The organism is Pseudomonas sp. WS 5411 (assembly GCF_012985595.1).
Taxonomy (GTDB): domain Bacteria; phylum Pseudomonadota; class Gammaproteobacteria; order Pseudomonadales; family Pseudomonadaceae; genus Aquipseudomonas; species Aquipseudomonas shahriarae.
Map to the genome: position 1 here is coordinate 45,430 of NZ_JAARMC010000002.1, position 18,862 is coordinate 64,291.

The window sequence follows — 18,862 nt, forward strand, 5'->3', positions numbered from 1 at the left end:
GAGCGCTTACTCTCCTGTAGTCAACAGCAGTGTAGACAAGGCTTGGCAGGTGCGCTGGCAAGTCGCCACTTTGGCGACTGACGGAAATAAACAGCGCCTGATGCTGGCTTGTCGGGCCGCCGTATTGTTGCGATGCGGGCACCTCAGTGGATCGGGTGTAAGGAGGCGATCCCATCGCAGCCTCGCCGGGGCTCGACAGCTCCCACAGGGGAGCCGCGGCACCTGCAAATCTATCTTGGAAACACAGATCGAATGTGGGAGCTGTCGAGCCCCGGCGAGGCTGCGAAGGGATCGCCTCGGTGTACCTGTTAAACCGCAGCGCCCGCATCGCAGTGATGCAGCGGCCCTACACGGACCGAGTACAACTTAGCGTGGCGGATAGTTGGACAGCACCTTGGTCACTGTCGCCCGGATCGCCGCACTGCGGTCCTGGGGGCTGGGCGAGTTGCTCATCATCTGTTCGTCGCTGCCGCGCCACACCAGCTTGCCGTCCTTGCCGTCGAGCAAGTCGATCTGGAGGGTCGCGACCTTGTAGGTGACGTTGCGGGTTTCGTTGTACATCGGTGCGCCCCAGTAGCCATTCCACGGGCCGCCCCAGGCGCCGCCGTAGTTGGTGGTGACTTGCTGCTGGCGGTCTTCGACGATCAGGTAGGCCTGCACGTTCAGGTCTGCCTTGGCCCCGGGAGCTGCCGGGCGCAAGCCGCGCTGGTCGAGCTGATCGGCCACCGCCTGGCGGATGCGCTGCTCGGTCAGGTCGCTCTTGATCCGCGGATCGTCAGGGCGGTACTGCAACGCCGGGTCTTTCCAGGCCCAACTGCGGTAGGCGGCAAAGTCGCGGCTGGCGTCAAAATCGTGATTGACCTGATGAGTCTGGCAACCACCCAGCAGCACGGCAAAAGCGAGCAAAGCGATACGACGCAACATGGTAGTTCTCCAAAGGGCAAACCGAGCCTGAAATGAGAATAGCTGTTAACTGGGAGGATACGCCGTCATGGCCTTCTGCACAGCCTGGCGCAAGGCATCGCCGCGTTCACTCAGGCTGCCCTGGCTGCCCGTTTCGGCGCTGGCGCTCCATACCGCCTGGCCCGTGCGGGCGTCGAACAGGTTGACGCGCACCACCACGACTTGCACTTCATAGGTGCGCACGATCGGCACCGAGTTGTACATGCCGTAGCCGTTGCCATAGCGGTTGTAGCCACCGTAGCCGTAGCCATAATCGTCCTGCACCTGGCGCAGGCGTTTTTCCAGATGCACATCGGCGCTGACCAGCAAGTCCGGCGCGCGCTGGTCATGCACCGGCCGCAGGCCACGCTGGTCAAGGGCACCGCTGACGGCTTCGGCGATCTGCGCAGGATCTGCCCAGGCCGAGCCGGCCGGCAACTGGCCGTTGCGCCAGGCCCAATTGCGATAGGCACCGTAGTCACGCACCGGCGCCGGGTAGGCGCTGGCATCAAAGGTGTTGGCCGCCTGGGCAGGCGCCGGCGGCATGGGCTTGGAGGCCGCCACATACGGGTTGTTGCTGGAGCAGGCCCCCAGCCCCAGGCACAGCAGGATCAATGCACAGCGCTTCATTTCGATCTCCGCAGACTGGGCCGCTTAAACCGGACGGCAGATCCAGTGCAAATAACGCCCAAGTCCGGCAAAGCTTGGGTGACGACGGTGAGCGAGTTCCATCTCCAACAAGTCCTGCAAATCGGCGCGGGCCTGGAATTCCACCGGCATATAGTCGTGGAAGACCCGCACCCCGCTCTGGCTTTCGACCTGCCACAGGCCTTCAAGTTGCGCCGCCAGTTCCCGTGGGTCCAGGGGCTGTTGCGGGGTCAGGCTCTGTTTTTCGCCGGCCATGTCATTTTTGCGCATCTTGCGAAAGTGGCCCTTGAGCAAGTTGCGGTAAATCAGCGCATCACGGTTATAGAACGCCAGGGACAACCAGCCACCCGGCGCCGTCAACTGGTGCAGCACCGGCAGGATCGCATGGGGTTCGGCCAGCCATTCCAGCACGGCGTGGCACAGCACCAGGTCGTAGGGCTCGGTGAGCTGACCCAACAGGTCCTGCCAGGGCGCCTGGATGAACGTTGCACTCTGCCCCGCTGCGGCGAACCGCTGGCGGGCGCCTTCGAGCATCGGCTCGGCGGGCTCGGCCAAGGTCACATGATGCCCGCGCTCGGCCAGCCACAACGACATATGGCCCAGGCCGGCGCCGATATCCAGCACGCGCAACGGCCGCTCCGGCAGGGCCTCGGTCAAGTCGGCCTGCAACACCGCCAGGCGAATCGCGCCCTTGGCACCGCCGTAGATCTTCTCGGCAAAACGCGTGGCCAACTGGTCGAAATGGCGATCACTCATGGGTAAACCGCCGCTCGTTGTCGGCCAGCTTGGCGCTGACCACCTGATCCATATCCAGGCCCAGCTCACCGCAGAGCAGCAGCAGATAGAGCACGATGTCCCCCACTTCCTGGCCGGCATGGGCGAGTTTGTCGGCGGGCAACTGGCGCGACTGGTCTTCGCTCAGCCACTGGAAAATTTCCACCAGCTCGGCCATCTCTACGCTGGCGGCCATGGCCAGGTTTTTCGGGCTGTGGAATTGTTTCCAGTCGTTGTTATCGCGGATGCGATGCATGCGTTCGGTAAGGTGTTCGAGATTCATGGGGCGCTCCTGAAGGGGTATAGCTTCAGGCTCAAAGGCGGGGATGGCAAATAAATTTGCGCTGCTTGTCAGGGCACTATCGCAGGCAAGCCAGCGCCCACATTGGACGGTGTTAACAAATCAAACTGTGGGAGCCGGCTTGCCTGCGATGGCGATCTAATCAACCACGCTGAACTCAACCCTGGCCGTCTGCCCCGCCTCATCGAGCACACTCAGTTGATAGCGTCCCAACTGCTCCAGGCTGGCATTGATGCTGTCCTGATTGGCACTGTCGCCCAGCGGCGCACCATTGAGGAACCACCAGCGCCGCCCACTGCCGCCCAGGGCCGAGAGCTTCAGGCGCAGTTGCTGCTGGCTGCCCGCCGGCAAGCGCAGTTGATCGCCCTCACGCACACCCACCACCGACAACGGCGACGACGCCGCCAGCGCTGGTGGCGGGCAATCCGGGTCTGGCGCGGGGATGCGTGCGTCACGCCGCTCGATCCTCGGCAACCACGGTTCCAGCGGTGCCGGCCACAGGGCAATGTCCCGCGATACCGCGCCTGGGCAACTGGCCGCCACGCGCAGGCCCTTGGCATTGACCCACACGGTTTCCATCAAGCCGACACCCAAAGGTTGGTCAAGGGCCTGCAAGGTCGGCGGCGTGGTGTTGTCCAGCGTCCAGGCAAACCGCTGGCGCCGGCAATTGGCGTCGCTGCGGCTCATGGGCTGGCCCAGGGGCCAACAGATCGCCGCCACGCCGACATTCATCGGCACGGGTTTAACGGGTGCGGTAATGCCGCGCTGGCTGTCACGGTTGGTCAACACATCGTGCACTTGCAGCATCAACGGCGCCGCCGACGCCAGGCCAAACTGGCCGGGCACCGGGGTGCCGTCCGGGCGGCCGATCCACACACCAATCAAATAGCGCGGCCCGACGCCAATGGCCCAGGCATCGCGAAAGCCGTAGCTGGTGCCCGTCTTCCAGGCCAACACCGGGCGCTGCACCAACTCGGCCCGGGGATCACGGTCCGGCCGCGCCTGGCCACTGAGGATGCGCCGCACAATCCACGCCGAACCCGGCGATAACAACGGCCGCTCCTTGAGCACATCATCGGGCTGCAAACGGATGGCCGCGCTCTTGCCGTCACGGGCCAACGCGCTGTAGCCACCGACCAGGTCTTCCAGGCGGCTGCCGGCGCCGCCCAGGATCAACGCCAGGTTCGGCTCGGCCAGCGCCGGCAGCGCCAGGGGCATGCCGCCGATGCGCATTTCGCCGGCAAAGCGCTTGGGCCCATAGGCTTCCAATAGTTGCACCGCCGGCAGGTTCAGCGAGCTGGACAGCGCCGTACTGGCCGGCACCGCGCCGGTAAAGCCCATGGAGAAGTTGCCCGGCCGGTAATCGCCATAGCGCCGAGGCACATCCTGCAACAGCGATTCGGAGTGAATCAGCCCCGCGTCCAAAGCCATGCCATACAGGAAGGGTTTGAGGGTCGAGCCCGGCGAGCGCAGGGCGCTGATCATATCCACATGGCCAAAGCGCCGCGCATCGTTGATATCCACCGAGCCCAGGTAGGCGCGCACGGCCATGCTTTCTTCTTCGACCACCAGGATCGCGGCCGAGGTGTGCTCCGGCAGCCGCGCGCGCCAACCCAGCAGCAGGTCTTCGAGACGGCGTTGCAGGGTCGCGTCGAGAGTGGTGCGAATCAGCGGCGGGCTGTCGGGACGGTTCAGGCGGCGCGCCAGCAGCGGCGCCAGGCTGGGCTCCAGGCGCGGCGCCAGCAACAGGGGTTCTTCCAGGGCTTCGTCGACCGCCGATTGCGGCCACACCTGGAACTCGGCCAGGCGCCGCAGCACTTTGTCCCGGGCCTCCTGGGCGCGCTGCGGGTGACGGTCCGGGCGCAGACGGCTCGGTGCCTGGGGCAGTACCGCGAGCAACGCTGCTTCGGCGTGGGTCAGCTGTTGCGGCGACTTGCCCAGATACGCCCAACTGGCTGCCGCCACGCCCTGCAAGGTGCCGCCAAAGGGCGCGCGATTGAGGTACAGGTTGAGGATCTGGTCTTTGGACAGGTGCCACTCCAGCTGCGCGGTGCGCCACAGCTGGCGCAACTTGCCCGGCAGGGTGCGCGAATGGGGATCGAGCAGGCGCGCCACCTGCATCGACAAGGTGCTGCCGCCAGACACTACCCGCGCGCCGGTCAGGTTCTGCCAGGTCGCCCGCACCAGGGCCAGCGGGTTGACGCCGGGGTGCTGGTAGAACCAACGGTCTTCGTAGGTCAGCAGCGCATCGAGGTAATACGGCGAGACTTCATCGGTCGCCACCGGGTAACGCCATACGCCGTTGGCATCGGCAAAGCGCCACAACGGCGTGCCGTCCTCCGCCAGTACCACACGGGCCAGATCGTCCTTGGGCAACGGCAGGGGCCAGAGGCGGTCGGCCAGCCACAGCAGAGCTATCACCACCAGCAGGCTACCCAGGGTAGCGCGTGCAACTATTCGCAAATTCAAACGGGCAAACCTCTATGCTTCTAGGGAACTCGCCCAAGGGATTGGCGACCAAAGGCTCAGGTCCGGCAGATACGCCCACCCTTTCATCAGGAAACTCATATGCAGGTAGAAAGCTTTTTCGAATGGCTGGGCCAGGCGCTCGGTTCGGTCATCCGCTTTATCGTCGATGGGCTCAGCGGCTTGTTCGGCGCCCTGACCAATGCCGGCGGCAACTTTATCGACGGCCTGTCGCGCACCCTGGGCATGGACACCTCGATCATCAGCATCATCACCCTGATCATTGGCCTGATGCTGCTGTACTCGGCAGTCCGGGCGTTTATGCGGGCCTCGATCATCATGGGGATTATCTGGTTGATGCTGGGGTTGTGGCTGCTCAGTTGGGTTGTGCATTAAATACAGACCCTGTGGGAGCGATCTTGCTCGCGATAGCGGTGTGTCAGTCGCCGAATACATCGGCTGAAAAACCGCTATCGCGGGCAAGCTCCCACATTAAAGGCAGCACCAGTTCCTACAGAAGGCGCTTAACGCCCCTTGATCACCATATCCACTGGGGTATCCCCCACTGCCTGCCAGTTCGGCCGGTACATCGACTCCACTTGCGGCGGCGGTACGCGATAAGTCCCAGGCGTGACAGCGCGGGCCAGGTACAGCAGGTGCGTGGTGCCGTAGCCGTCCAGGTTCAGCGCGGCCACATAGCGATCATCGCGGTATTCCTGATGCTTGATCGACGCATTCTGCATCGACTCGCGCCATTCCTTGACCTGACTGCTGGCGTTTTCCAGGCTGGCGGCGCTTTGGCCCAGGTTCTGGTTCTCCAGCTCCAGGCCAGCTGGTAGCAGGTCGACCACCAGTGCATCCGGCACCCGTTGCTTGTTGGCGCTGACCGCAATGTGCACCAGCACCAGGTCGCCGCTGCGCAGGTTTTGCAGGTTCAGCGGCTGGCCGTTCATCCCCAGGTACTCACGACGAATACTCAGGTTTTCGCCACCCGCTACCGGCGCGTGCTGTGGATAACCGGAGATGCTCAGTTGCTGGTAAATCGGCTCGCTGCCCGGGTTGCGCAGGGTCAGCGGTGAAGCCAGCAACGGGCCTTCCAACTTCAGGCCGGACTGGCCGTTGTTCAGCTCGCGGGTTTCGCCGCCGCTGCTCAACTGCGCCGTCCAATTGGTTTCCGGTTTGCCCAGCAGGCCACGGCCGGCGAGGAACAGCGAGTTGCGCTCCTGGGTCGACAGCCATGGGCTGGCCGCCATCTGGTCCGACAGCTCGAACAGGCGCTCTTCACGCTTGCCCTTGGCCAGGTCGTTTTCTTCCAGCAAGGCCAGGATCATCGCCTGATCACGCAGTGGGCTGCCGTAGTCGGCCAGCCATTCATTGGCTTTGCGCTTGACCGCCAAACCGGCAAGCAATGCCTGGTCGGCGCGCGGCTGGTCGCCCATTTTCTGCAAGGCAATCGCCAACTGCACCAGGGGCAGGCCGGAACGCGCATCGCTGCGGCGTTCGAACAAGCTGCGCAATGCGCCCAGCGGCGCCTGCTGACTGCGCGCCAGCACCAGCCCGGCGTAGGCCTGCACGGCGAAGCGCGTGTGGTCGGCGTTGTCGCTGTAGTCGACTTCAATCAGATTGCGTTCCTGCACATAGCGCAGCAGGCGTTCGCTGGCCTTTTTCAGCGCTTCAGGCGGTACGGCAAAACCCTGGTCGCGGGCGCGCAGCAGGAAGTCGGTGACGTACGCCGTCAGCCAGTATTCTTCCTCGCCATCGGCGCCCCACAAACCAAAGCTGCCGTTGTAGCGCTGCATGCCCAGCAGGCGCTCGATGCCCAGTTCGATCTTGCGTTTGCGCTCGGCATCCGGCTCGCCGGTCAACCCCAGGCGTGTCAGCACGGCGGCGTCGGCGTACAGCGACGGGTACAGGCCGCTGGCGGTTTGCTCCAGGCAGCCATACGGGTAGGCCTTGAGCGCACGAATCTGCTCGCCCAGGTTCAACGGCGGGCGGCTCGACAGGCTCAACAGCGCCTCACGCCCGGCCGGTTCAAACAGGGCCAGTTCGCTGTCCGGCAGGCTCCAGGCTTCGTCCTTGAGCACTGCGCGGTATTGCTTGAGCAGCGCCGGATAAGCCGGGCGCACACCCAATGTCCATTCGCGGGTAAACGCCGGCAGGTTCTCGCCCGGCAGGTCCAGGCCGTTGACCGTAACCTTGATCTTGCCCTGGCCAAAACCGCCCAGCGCACGCACTGGAATCTGCAAGGTGGTGCGCTGGCCCTGGGTCAGTTGCACGCTTTGCGATGGCTCGCCCAGCAGGGTCAGTTGACCTTCGGCGGTCAGTTGCACATCGAGCTTCTGTGCCTTGCCCGACAGGTTGGACAGGTCCAGCGCCAGACGCGTCTGGTCGCCGCCAGCGAGGAAGCGTGGGGCCGACAGTTCGGCAATCAAGGGCGCGGCGATCACGGTCTTGGCTTCGGCCATGCCGTAGCGGTCATCGCTCCAGGCCTGGGCCATCAGGCGCAGCTCGCCGTTGAAGTCGGGGATATTGACGCTGACTTCGCCCTCGCCTTTCTCGTTCAGGGTCACCGGCGCGCTTTGCAGGGCGACGATGGTGACGCTGGTGTCCGGGCGCTTGCCGCCCTTGGCCAGCGCCGCGTCACCACCAAAGGCCAGGCTGGCCAGGCGGCCCTGGCCGGCTTCGATCAACTGCCCATAGATATCGAACTGATCCACGCCATACGCCTTGCGGCCGAACAGGCTGGAGTACGGATCCGGGGTCGGGTACTCGGTGATATTGAGGATGCCCACGTCCACCGCCGCCACCAGCACATGCACCTGTTTCGGCACGCTGCCATCGGCATTTTTTGCCGCGACCTTGACCGTCAGTGGCTGCTTGGGGCGCATTTTTTCCGGTGCAGTCAGGGTCAGGCCCAGTTTGCGCTGGGTACGATCCAACGGCAGGTGCAGCAAGCCCACGGCGCGTTTGGGGGTGATGTTGGCTTTGCGCTCGCCGGGACGGATCACCAACGCGCTGACATACAGATCATGACGCGACCATTTCGGATCGAGCTTCACTGCAAAGCTCTTGCCTTCGGCCGGCACCTCGATTTCCTGCCACCACAACGGGCCTTCACTGGATTCGACCAACAGGTAGCCCTTGCCGGCTGCCGGCGGGGTGACGGTGACGTTGGCCGTATCGCCATCGCCATATGCCGGTTTGTCCAGCGCCAGCTTGACCTGGTCCGGGCGCACGGCGCCGCCTTCGGTGTTGTCCTGAGCCTGGTAGCCAGCCCAGAAGCGCTTGCTGCTGATCAACCCGGTCTGTGGGTCTTCGACTTCGACGCGGTAAGGGCCCCACTCCACCTGGAAGCTGACCTTGGCCGTATCGCCGGCCTTGATGTTGACGGTCTGCTCATCGAGGTTGAGGAATTTCTCGTTGTAGTGATAGCTCCAGCCGTCGTTGTCCGAGTAGTTCCAGTAGTAGTCGCGGCGCTCGCGGATCAGGCGGACCTTGAGGTTGTCCGCCGCCAGCTTGTCACCTTGCTGGTTGGCCAGCAGTACTTCGAATTCCGCCGGGCCATCGCCATCGGTCTCCTTGCCATCGAACAAGCCGCGCAGGCCGGGCAGTTGCTCGGCCGGCCATACCGGCTGTACCAGGCGGCGGGTGATCGGGCGCCCGCCGGATTCTTGCAGGCTGGCCTGCACGATCAGTTGCAGCGGCGACTTGGCCTCGCTCCATTTGCTTTCCAGGGTCAGCTTTTCCTGGCCCTGGGCATCGAGCACGCTTTCGTCCAGTTCAAAATCCTGGCTCAGCTCTTCTTCCGTTACCGAGCCAAACTCGTAGCCCGGCAGGGCTTTGACCGCCTCGCGCAGAGGGCGCACATACACTTGCCCGCTCAGGCGATTGCCCGCCGCCGGGGCGCCGTAGAGGTAGCGGCCGTTGACCTGGATAACGGCGTTGTCCGCCGGGCTCAACGGCGTGTCGCTGCCCTTGAGTTCCAGGGCCAGGCGCTCGGGCAGGAAGTCCTCGACGAGGAATTCATACAGCTGCGGCTTACCGTCACCCAGGTCGAACACCAGCTGCCAGCGCCCGGTCGGCGCTTCGCCGGCCAACTGCAACTGGTACTGATAGAGGCCAGAGGCATCGGCGTCCCATACGAATTTGCGGCTGACCTGCTCATCCGGGCGGCGCACTTCGACACTCACGGGCTGCGGCTTGACGGCATTGCCGTCCTTGTCGCGCAGCAGGGCGTTGAGCAGCACGGTTTCGCCAGGGCGGTACAGATCACGCGGGCCGAACACAAAGAATTGCAGCGGGTGCGCGGGCTGGCCGCCGATATCGAACTCGGCCAGGTCCAGCGCTGCGCTGTCGAGGCGCAACAGGCTGGTTTGCTCGCCCTGCTTGGCCAGCAGTACCTGGGCCTTTTTCGGCAATGGCAGTTCGGCGTGGCCGCCCTTCTCGGTCTTGCCCTGGCCCAACACGCGGCCTTCGGCATCGAGGATTTCCAGCTCGACGCCATCGAGTGCCTTGCCGCCTTCCAGCGCCTGGGTAAACACATCCAGGCGGTTGGCGTAACGGTGCACCGACAGGCCGATATCACTGAGGGTGAACAGCGTGGCCGGTTGCGAATAGTTGTAAGTGCCCGAGGCGCGCATCACCGCCAGGTACACGCCCGGCTGTTGCAGTTGCTTGAGGCCGGCGATGGGCAGCAGCAGGGTTTCACGGGTGTTGCGCGCAGGATTCAGGTCGAAACGGCCGCCGTACACCAGGTCGGCCATGGGCAGCAGTTCACGGGACTCATAGCTTTGCAGGCTGGTATTGCGGCCCCACTGGGCGAGAAACGCCGGTAGCGATTCGGGCTTGATGCGGAAGAATTCGACGTCGATCTTGTCGACATTCAGCGCGATCACCGGCAAACCTTCGGCCAGACGGGTGGGCAACAGGGTGCCACGGCTGGCGAAGCCGACGGTGGCTTGCAGGTCGCGGGTTTCCAGGCGGCTGACGTACTCGGCGGCGAGCTTGGCGTCATTCACCCCACGCAGGCCGGCGTCCACGGTCAGCACCAGTTTGCGCTGGGGCTCCAGGTGACGCAGGCGCAGTTCCATCAGGTTGTCGGAAAGCTCCCAGGCACCGTCGACCTTGCCGGATTTGCTGTCCACCAGGTGCAGCTTGTCGGCGAACTTCTGGTCCGGGTCCAGCGGAATCGAAAAACTCACCGACAAGGTGCTGGCGCCATCCAGTTGCACCTCAGACACGTCCACCACGCTTAACTCACGGCCGGCATAACGCTGCTTGAGCGTCGCCACGTCTACCGCGGCCTTGGCCGGCGCCGTCACCGCTGCCGCAGGGGCCGCTGGCGCTGCTGGTTTGTCGGAAGAATCGCAGGCGCTCAGCAGGGCCAGCGCGCAGGCCAGGAACAATCCTTTGTTAAGCATGGGGCACTCGTTGTGAGGGTGTCTGAGGGGTGAACTATATATCAGCGCCAGTGAAGCGGGTTATGGTGGCGATCACATTGACCGACGGAGGGCGATTTGGTTCTGTGTACAGACCAAGTCAGGTCAAACCCTACCTCTGAAATGCTCCAGCGCCCGCTATTTGCGGATGCCTCGCCCCAACCTCCCGCAGAAACTCACCCGCGCTGAGCTTGAGCCACTCAATCAACCGGGCGATGGCCGGCTCGGACTGTCGACCCTTGCGGCAAATAATGTAGTACGCCGCCGGCGACATCATCACCGGGCTGCTCAAGGCAACCAATCCCCCCTCTTCCAACTGGTCATATACCAACGCCGTCCTGCCCAGTGCGATCCCAGCCCCCTTGAGCGCAAGGCTTATAGCCAGGCTCGAATCCGGAAACCGAGGCCCAGGGTGATACGGGGGGGCCGCCACCCCCTGGAACGCAAACCAACTCTCCCACCCCGGACAGATCTGATCATCCGCCCGGTGAATCAATGGGTACCGGGCGATATCCTTCGGCGCAATATCGCCATGCTCGCGATAAAACGCCGGCGAACATACGGGAAACACCGCATCGCGCATCAGCAACTCGACATGATGCTCCGGATAGTCCCCGCCCCCTATGACTACTGCGACATCAAATTGATGAGCACCCAGGCTGGCAGGGCTCATATCTGCGCTGGTCAGCACCAGGTCGAGATTGAACGAGGCGTCAGTATGCGAGCCATGCACTCTGGGAATCAGCCAGGTCGAACAGAGTGAAGAGGTGCACGAGAGGTACAACGGTTGGGCTTCGCGCGGATTGAGAACCTGCAACGCCGCCTCCAGCCCTTTGAAAAACCCATCAGTGACCGGCAACAAGGCGTGCCCTGCCGACGTCAGCTTGACGCCACGTGAGTGCCGCTCAAACAACTGCACGCCCCACCACTCTTCCAGGCCCGCAATTTGATGGCTGATGGCACTGGCGGTGAGGTTAAGCTCAGATGCCGCACGCGCGAAACTGCCCGTTTGCGCGGCGCTGACAAAAGCCTGAAGCATCGCAGTGGGTGGAGGACGCTGAGCCATCAAGTGCTCACTTTGATCAGGATGATCCCGCAAACAATGACGCACGCCGAGAGCATCCGTCGCCAGCCGAACCGTTCATGAAAGAACAGCGCGGCAATAATGGCGCCGATAATAACACTGGTTTCCCGCAGCGCTGAGACCTTGGCCACCGCGTCCAGCGACAGCGCGAACAACACCAGGCCGTAGGATGCCAGGTAAAAAACACCCCCCAAGACACCCACTCGCCAATGACTGCCAATGGTTTGGACAAGTGCCGCACGCTCCTTGCAAAACGCCAGCAGCGGGATAGGAATGCTCTGGAACACCGTCAGGTAAATAATGTATTGCAGCACCGTTTCACTGGCTCTCACGCCCTTGGCGTCCACCACTGTGTAGGACGCAATAAACACTCCAGCGCCCACCGCCATCAGGATTGGTTTGAGCATGTGCGCGGTCATCCTGCGCACAAATGTCAGGCTGATGATCCCCAGGCAAATCAACAACACCCCTGCCATCGCCTGGAACGACAGTTGCTCATGCAGCAGAAAGTAGGAAAACAACGCCACCAGCACCGGCGGCACACCACGCATCACCGGGTAGACCTGACCGAAGTCGCCCGTCTCATAGGCCTTGATCAGAAACAGGCGATAGACCGTATTCAATATCACCGAGAGCAGTACATAACCCCAGACTTGCAGGCTCGGCACATTGACCAGCGGCAGCGCCGCCAGGCAGATCACCAGCGCCGTGCCATCGACGATGGCCAGGGTCATGAAGCGGCTGCTGCCGGCTCGGACAACAGCGTTCCAGGTGGCGTGCATGAAGGCGGAGATCAGGACCAGGGTGATCGCGATATCGGAGTTATCCATGGAGTTTGGCTGTTCTGAGGAGAAGGCGGGTATTTAACTCAGCCTCGCGTGCTGGCCAGAAGCGAAAGCTCATCAGCGCAGCCATGAGCCTTCATCATGCCGACATTGCCACCCACAACGCTGGGACCTGCTGTGGGAGCTGGCTTGCCTGCTCCCACATTGGGTCTGCGATGCTGCCCAGGCAGCGTTACAATGCCGCTCCCCCAAGGAGCCCGCATGTCCACCTTACTCACCGACTGGCGTCATCGCCCCACTCACCGCCGTGTCTGGGCCCTGGCCGCGCCGATGATTCTGTCGAATATTTCGGTACCGCTGGTGGCGCTGGTGGACAGCATGGTCATCGGCCACCTGCCCCACGCCCACCAATTGGGCGCCGTGGCCGTAGGGGCCAGCCTGTATACCTTCCTGGCCTGGGCCATGGGCTTTCTGCGCATGGGCACCACCGGGTTTGCCGCCCAGGCCGCCGGGCGCAATGATGGCGCGGCGCTGCGGCAAATCCTGCTGCAAGGTCTGCTGCTGGCACTGGGGTTGGCGATGGTGCTGGGCACGGTGGGCATTCCCCTGAGCCACCTGGCGCTGGAGTGGATGCAGCCCTCCGCCGAGTTGAATCAACTGACCCGCGAGTTCTTCCACACCCGCCTGTTCGGCCTGCCCGCCGCCCTGGCTACCTATGCCTTGGTGGGCTGGTTCCTGGGCACGCAAAACGCCCGGGCCCCGCTGGCGATTCTATTGACCACTAACCTGGTGAATATCGCCCTGAACCTGTGGTTTGTGCTGGGCCTGGACTGGGGCGTGGTCGGCTCGGCGCGGGCCTCGGTGATTGCCGAATGGACCGGCGCCCTGCTCGGCCTGGCCCTCACGCAAAAAGCCCTGCGCGCCTACCCTGGGCATATCGCCTGGGCGGCGCTCAAGGTCTGGCAAAGCTGGCGCGCGCTGCTGGCGGTCAACCGCGACATCTTTATCCGCAGCCTGGCGCTGCAGTCGGTGTTTTTCATGATCACGGTGCAAGGCGCACGGTTGGGCGATGCCACCGTCGCGGCCAATGCCCTGCTGCTCAACGGGCTGTTGCTGACCGCCCATGCCCTGGACGGTTTGGCCCACGCGGTAGAAGCGCTGTGCGGCCACGCCATCGGCGCCCGTGACCGTCAGGCCCTGCGCCGCTCACTGGTGGTCGCTTGCGGTTGGTCGCTGATCGCCAGTCTCGGCTTCGCCCTGCTGTTTACCTTCGGCGGGCACCTGTTTATCGCCATGCAGACCGATATCCCCAGCGTGCGCGCAACCGCCGATCTCTACCTGCCGTACCTTGCGGTACTGCCGTTGATTGCGGTGTGGAGTTACTTATTGGACGGTTTGTTTATCGGCGCGACCCGTGCGCGGGAGATGCGCAATGGCATGCTGCTGACGGTGCTAATTATGCTGCCGCTTGCCTGGGCGCTGCAGGGTTTGGGTAACCACGGGCTGTGGATAACGTTCCTGCTGTTTATGGCGGTGCGCAGTCTGACGTTGTGGGCGATTGCGTGGCGACTGAACAAACAGGACCGCTGGCTCGGCCAACCCTGAGAACGCGGGCTATCTGTTGATTGTTACAAAACAGCTTGGCTGTTTTCGGGGAGCAGACCACAGAGCATTTACACCTTCGAGGTCAAACATCACCTCTCATCCAAGGTAGGTCTGTGAATGAATATACTCCCGACACCAGCAACCGCAGCCCCCCTTTCACCACGCGTCACTCCACCGGCGGAACCGGTCGGCACCCCACATATCAGCGTTTTAGCGGATGATGGAAACACCAAGATCCAGCAGATTTCAACCTATAAAACAGACCCTCAAGGCAAGCGTGTGCCCGATGTCAGCAGAGTGCTGATTACCACCTCCGACCGGGCTGACAACGTCAGTATTACCGTAGGCGCAAACCACCAGCTCAACGCGCGTATCAATGGCAAAGACTACAAACTCCCACTGACAGCAAACAACAACGCGCACTCACTGAGGATCAACACTGCTGGAGGCAATGACCGTATTACCGTCGACAAGTACGTCAACATCGAAATGCACATAAACAGCGGCGACGGTGATGACGATATTGTTTCAAATGGGCGAGTGGGGACCGTGATCGGTGGAAAAGGAAACGATCACATACGCTTGGGCACCGGCGATATGGCGGTAACTGGCGGCGATGGCGACGACACAATTACTGCCGGCACGGGCAACGCTGCGATATCGGGAGGAAAAGGAAACGATCACCTGTATGCAGGCTTTGGTCCTGCCAACAGAGTGTTATTCCTCAACGGCGACAGGGGAGATGACCATCTTTACGCTGGGCCTGGCAAGGTTGTACTAAACGGGGGAAGGGGCAATGACACACTGAGTGGTTATTACCGGACTACCTTTTATAGCGGCGAGGGCGCCGACGCCATTAACTCTTATGATAAAAACGATAAGATCTATGCCAAGTCTACCGACACAATTAACAACCAAGGCAACTCTAAAATCATCCCTGTTACATATTCCGAGAGCGGTAGAAAAGGCCTGGTAATAAAAGGTACAGAACAATTCATAGAACAGACGGAAGATGTTATAGACCGACTAAGAGCCTCACCAGCGGGTCAAAAAGCACTCGAAGCCATGGATCAATTTGTTGAAGACGGGCATAGGCCTATCGTCCTTACCGAATCGCACACCCCAGGCTTTAGCGCCTACGGATTCAGGAATGAGTACACCTCAAACGCTGAACTCAGGAAAGACCCTTTCCGCCCTGAGTTTGGTTATATAAAAGACAACAAACCGGGTTCAGTTTCGACCCAGCCCGAAATCGTTTTCGAACCCGCTGACTTTGACCAGACCTTTTCCATCTCCCCGGAGATTACGCTCCATCATGAACTCGCTCACGCGTTCAATGGAGCCACAGGGACGGGCATACCTGGCAAACAAATCCTGAAGGACGCTAATGGAGCCCCCCTCCTCAGAAGCGGAGTGCCGAGAACCGTAAACAACGAGGAATACCAAGTGGTTGGAATTCCCACGGATGCCACGCCTTTCGACTTTGACAATAACCCCAACACTCCAGCGACCAACGTCAACCCTTATCCCTTCACGGAAAACGCCCTCCGTGAGGAAATGGGCGTTCCGCTGCGCGACCGTTATGACGTGGATGAGGCGCCGCGCATCTGATAAGTCAGGAAGACAGGTACGAGGAGCGGGTCAGGCCCAGGCGCAAAGCATCCAGGAACTGCGTACGCTCCGCCGCCGTGATCTTCGCGCTGGCGCACTTGTCACGGTAGTGGGTCATCAACTCCTCCGGCGACAAGTGCACGTAGCGCAGCATGTCTTCGATGGTGTCGTGGGTCTCGATCCCGGCGCTGTAGACCGTGCCGTCGTCGCGCTGGTAGATGTTCACCGAGTCGGTGTCACCGAACAGGTTGTGCATGTCCCCGAGGATTTCCTGGTAGGCGCCCACCAGGAAGATGCCCAGCAGGTAATCTTCGCCTTCGTTCAAACCGTGCACCGGCAAGCTGGTCTCGATGCTCTGCTCGTCGACGTATTGCTTGATCTTGCCGTCGGAGTCACAGGTCAGGTCTTGCAGTACTGCACGGCGCAGCGGCTCTTCGTCGAGGCGATGCAGCGGCAGAATCGGCAGTACCTGGCCGATGGCCCAGGTGTCCGGCAGGCTCTGGAATACCGAGAAGTTGCAGATGTACTTGTCGGCCAGCTTGTCATTGAGTTCGTCCAGCACCTGGCGGTGCGAGCGCTGGCGGGCCTTGAGCGAGTTGTGCAGGCGGCGGCACACGGCGAAGTAGCACTGTTCGGCCAGGGCTTTTTCCGCGAGGGTCAGTTTGCCGTCGGCGTACTGGGCGGCCACGTCGCTCATGTAGTGGGTGGCGCGCCAGTAGGTTTCGGTGACCATTTCAATGTCGGTCGGGCCCAGCAGGTCAACCAGCCATTGCACGGTTTCCGGCAGGCTTTCCTTGTTCTCGATCACCGGCACGTCGTCGTTGTGTTTCTCGACGTCGGTGACTTGCACCACCAGCATGGCGTGGTGAGCGGTCAGGGAGCGGCCGCTCTCGGAGAAGATATTGGGATGCGGCAGGTTCTGCGCGTCGCAGAACTCCTTGAGCATGCCCACCACCACGCCGGCGTAGTCGTCCATGTCGTAGTTGATCGAACTGGCGTTGCGCGAGTGGGTACCGTCGTAGTCCACGCCCAGGCCGCCGCCGACGTCGATGTGGTCCACCGGCAGGCCAAGGTTGCGCAGTTCGCCGTAGTAGCGGATGGCTTCCTTGAACCCGTGCTGGTAGTCCGCCAGGTTGGCGATCTGCGAGCCCATATGGAAGTGCAACAGGCGGATGCCCTGGTCCAGGCCCGCGGCGCGGAAGCGCTCGACCACCGACAGCAACTGCGCCGCCGACAGGCCGAACTTGGACTTCTCGCCACCGGTGTCTGCCCACTTGCTCGACGCCAGGGACGACAGGCGCACCCGCAGGCCGACCTGTGGCTTGACCTTGAGGTTGGCGGCTTCTTCGATCACCAGGCCCACTTCGGACTCTTTCTCGATCACGATAAACACGTTGTGGCCCAGCTTCTGGCCCATCAGCGCGAGGCGGATGAACTCACGGTCCTTGTAACCGTTGCAGACGATGGTGCCGCCTTTCGGTGCCAGAGCCAGCACCGCCAGAAGCTCAGGCTTGGAGCCGGCTTCCAGGCCGATGGACACGTCCTGGGTGGCGATGATGTTCTCGATCACCGCTTCCTGCTGGTTGACCTTGATCGGGTACAGCGCAGTGTATTTGCTCTGGTATTCCAGGCGCTCGATGTTCGCGTCGAAGGCGCCGGTCAGCTGGCGCACGCGGTCTTGCAGGATATCCGGGAAGCGCACCAGCAACGGCAGGGACAGGCCGCTTTTGCGCAGCTCATCCACTTGCTCGTACAAGTCGATGGGCGAGCTGTTCGGGCCGTTCGGACGGACTTCAACGCGACCGGCATCATTGATCGCGAAATATCCGGCCCCCCAATGGCGAATCCCGTAAACACTGCGGCTGTCCGCAACTGTCCATTGGCTGCCATCGTCTTTGCGTGTGCGTCGTACGGACATCGAAGTCCCCTATATAAAGTCGAAGAGCGCCACCCAAGTCAGAGGCTGGCGCAGTCTAAAGAGTGAAAATGACGATTTGCCTGTGAGAGAGGTAGACCCCGCTCGCAGGACAGAGTTTAGACACCGGTCAGGAACAGGCTCTGTGAAACCATGGAGACGACGAGCGCGCTCGTCGGTGCGGGTTTCACAGAGGCTGCTAGCCGCCGGATTTCTTCGCCTTGTAACCGAGCTTGATCAACTCGGCCAACAGCAACTCGACGTGATCGCCCTGGATTTCGATGATTCCGTCTTTCAGGGCGCCACCGGTGCCACAGCGCTTTTTCAGCACGGTGGCCAACTCCTTGAGTGGCTCGGCCGCCAGAGGCACGCCGGTGATGGTGGTCACCGTCTTGCCGCCACGGCCCTTGCTCTCGCGGCGTACGCGGGCAATACCGTCACCTTCGGGAATCAGGGTCTGTTTGCAGGTACAGGCGTCCACGGGCTGGCGACAGTCCGGGCAATGCCGACCTGCGTCGGTGGAAAACACCAGGCCACCAAGGGCGGCGAAGGATGCGGCTTTTTTGGCCACCGGCAATCCTCTTGGGAGGATGAAGACTGATCAGTGCCCGTCAACCGGCCACCAACCGCGAAGCCCCACTCAGGCAGGGGCAGCGCTACCGAACCGCCAAGGCAGTTCGGCTTGAAAAGTCGCGCAGTGTAACGGCAAAAAGCCTACTTGCTAAGAGCCAAATGGCGCCAATTTATGCAACTTTAGCGACGCGCCGCCAGATAGCGTTTTAAGGCGGCCAGGGAGTCGGGGCAATAGGACTTTTGCTCGATATCGGCCAGGACTGCCTCAATGGACATAAAACGCGCTTCCAGCACCTCTTCGGGCTGCAACTGCAGCGGCCCATCCCAGACCGCCGAAAACGCCGAGCACCAGAGCCGGTTGCCCGTGTCCTCGAAAAAGAAGTGGTCGTGGGCGGTCAGCTCTACACCGCTGACGCCCAATTCTTCTGCCAGCTCACGGGCGGCCGACTGCTCGTAGGTCTCGCCAGCCCCGACCATGCCGCCCGCCGCCACGTCCCAATAACCGGGATAGATGGCTTTGCTCAGGGTGCGCCGGTGCACGCACAGTTCACCCTTCGAGTTAAACAGCATGATGTAGGTGCCGCGCCCGATCAGCCCGCGCTCGCGCAGGTCAGCACGCACCAGGGCGCCGAGCAGGTTGTCCTGCTCGTCGACCCAGGCGATGTGTTCGGCATCCGAGGCCGCGCGGTGCGCGACCTCCTTGGCGCTATCGACCATGAC

Annotated in this window: 14 protein-coding genes; 3 read left to right on the forward strand and 11 right to left on the reverse strand. The window is 62.2% G+C overall.

Going from position 1 to position 18,862, the window contains the following annotated elements; translation table 11 throughout:
- Positions 1-366: 366 nt before the first annotated feature.
- The 5 genes from HBR93_RS04125 to pbpC all read right to left on the reverse strand — a co-directional run bounded on the left by HBR93_RS04125 (position 367) and on the right by pbpC (position 5,134).
- Positions 367-924: a DUF4136 domain-containing protein gene (locus tag HBR93_RS04125; protein ID WP_057437600.1), complete on the reverse strand. Its 558-nt coding sequence runs from the start codon at positions 922-924 to the stop codon at positions 367-369.
- Positions 925-969: 45 nt separating this feature from the next.
- Entirely contained in the window at positions 970-1,572 is a 603-nt protein-coding gene (locus tag HBR93_RS04130) for a DUF4136 domain-containing protein (protein WP_057437597.1), read from the reverse strand.
- Positions 1,573-1,596: 24 nt separating this feature from the next.
- Complete coding sequence (locus tag HBR93_RS04135; RefSeq protein WP_057437591.1) at positions 1,597-2,346, reverse strand: methyltransferase; 750 nt, start codon at positions 2,344-2,346, stop codon at positions 1,597-1,599.
- Positions 2,339-2,647, reverse strand: coding sequence for a MazG-like family protein (locus HBR93_RS04140; protein ID WP_057437589.1), 309 nt, complete (start codon positions 2,645-2,647; stop codon positions 2,339-2,341). Before HBR93_RS04140 ends, HBR93_RS04135 begins: the two co-directional genes overlap by 8 nt.
- A gap of 156 nt (positions 2,648-2,803) precedes the next feature.
- Positions 2,804-5,134 carry a peptidoglycan glycosyltransferase PbpC gene (gene pbpC / locus HBR93_RS04145; protein ID WP_120731459.1) on the reverse strand — a complete coding sequence of 777 codons (2,331 nt, stop codon included), beginning with the start codon at positions 5,132-5,134 and terminating at the stop codon, positions 2,804-2,806.
- Positions 5,135-5,233: 99 nt separating this feature from the next.
- Here pbpC and HBR93_RS04150 point away from each other — a divergent pair, with 99 nt between their 5' ends.
- Positions 5,234-5,527 (forward strand): hypothetical protein, encoded by a 294-nt coding sequence (locus tag HBR93_RS04150; RefSeq protein ID WP_057437585.1) that lies wholly within the window; start codon positions 5,234-5,236, stop codon positions 5,525-5,527.
- 128 nt (positions 5,528-5,655) lie between these two features.
- Here the strand turns inward: HBR93_RS04150 and HBR93_RS04155 are convergent, their stop codons facing one another.
- The 3 genes from HBR93_RS04155 to HBR93_RS04165 all read right to left on the reverse strand — a co-directional run bounded on the left by HBR93_RS04155 (position 5,656) and on the right by HBR93_RS04165 (position 12,483).
- Positions 5,656-10,551 carry an alpha-2-macroglobulin gene (locus HBR93_RS04155; protein ID WP_115127301.1) on the reverse strand — a complete coding sequence of 1,632 codons (4,896 nt, stop codon included), beginning with the start codon at positions 10,549-10,551 and terminating at the stop codon, positions 5,656-5,658.
- A 130-nt stretch (positions 10,552-10,681) separates the two neighbouring features.
- Complete coding sequence (locus HBR93_RS04160; protein WP_169959864.1) at positions 10,682-11,635, reverse strand: LysR substrate-binding domain-containing protein; 954 nt, start codon at positions 11,633-11,635, stop codon at positions 10,682-10,684.
- Positions 11,635-12,483 (reverse strand): EamA family transporter, encoded by an 849-nt coding sequence (locus HBR93_RS04165; RefSeq protein WP_057958219.1) that lies wholly within the window; start codon positions 12,481-12,483, stop codon positions 11,635-11,637. Before HBR93_RS04165 ends, HBR93_RS04160 begins: the two co-directional genes overlap by 1 nt.
- 216 nt (positions 12,484-12,699) lie before the next feature.
- Here HBR93_RS04165 and HBR93_RS04170 point away from each other — a divergent pair, with 216 nt between their 5' ends.
- Complete coding sequence (locus HBR93_RS04170) at positions 12,700-14,043, forward strand: MATE family efflux transporter (protein ID WP_057958218.1); 1,344 nt, start codon at positions 12,700-12,702, stop codon at positions 14,041-14,043.
- Between the two features lie 117 nt (positions 14,044-14,160).
- The gene (locus tag HBR93_RS04175) at positions 14,161-15,654 is read left to right on the forward strand and encodes a M91 family zinc metallopeptidase (protein WP_120731451.1); all 1,494 of its coding nucleotides are present in this window, start codon (positions 14,161-14,163) and stop codon (positions 15,652-15,654) included.
- Between the two features lie 4 nt (positions 15,655-15,658).
- Here HBR93_RS04175 and speA read toward each other — a convergent pair whose 3' ends face one another.
- The 3 genes from speA to HBR93_RS04190 form a co-directional block, all read right to left on the reverse strand.
- Positions 15,659-17,572 carry an arginine decarboxylase gene (speA, locus tag HBR93_RS04180; protein ID WP_029297633.1) on the reverse strand — a complete coding sequence of 638 codons (1,914 nt, stop codon included), beginning with the start codon at positions 17,570-17,572 and terminating at the stop codon, positions 15,659-15,661.
- 196 nt (positions 17,573-17,768) lie between these two features.
- Positions 17,769-18,140 carry a translation initiation factor Sui1 gene (locus tag HBR93_RS04185; RefSeq protein ID WP_029297635.1) on the reverse strand — a complete coding sequence of 124 codons (372 nt, stop codon included), beginning with the start codon at positions 18,138-18,140 and terminating at the stop codon, positions 17,769-17,771.
- 182 nt (positions 18,141-18,322) lie between these two features.
- Positions 18,323-18,859: an NUDIX hydrolase gene (locus HBR93_RS04190; RefSeq protein ID WP_057437578.1), complete on the reverse strand. Its 537-nt coding sequence runs from the start codon at positions 18,857-18,859 to the stop codon at positions 18,323-18,325.
- Positions 18,860-18,862: the final 3 nt, after the last annotated feature.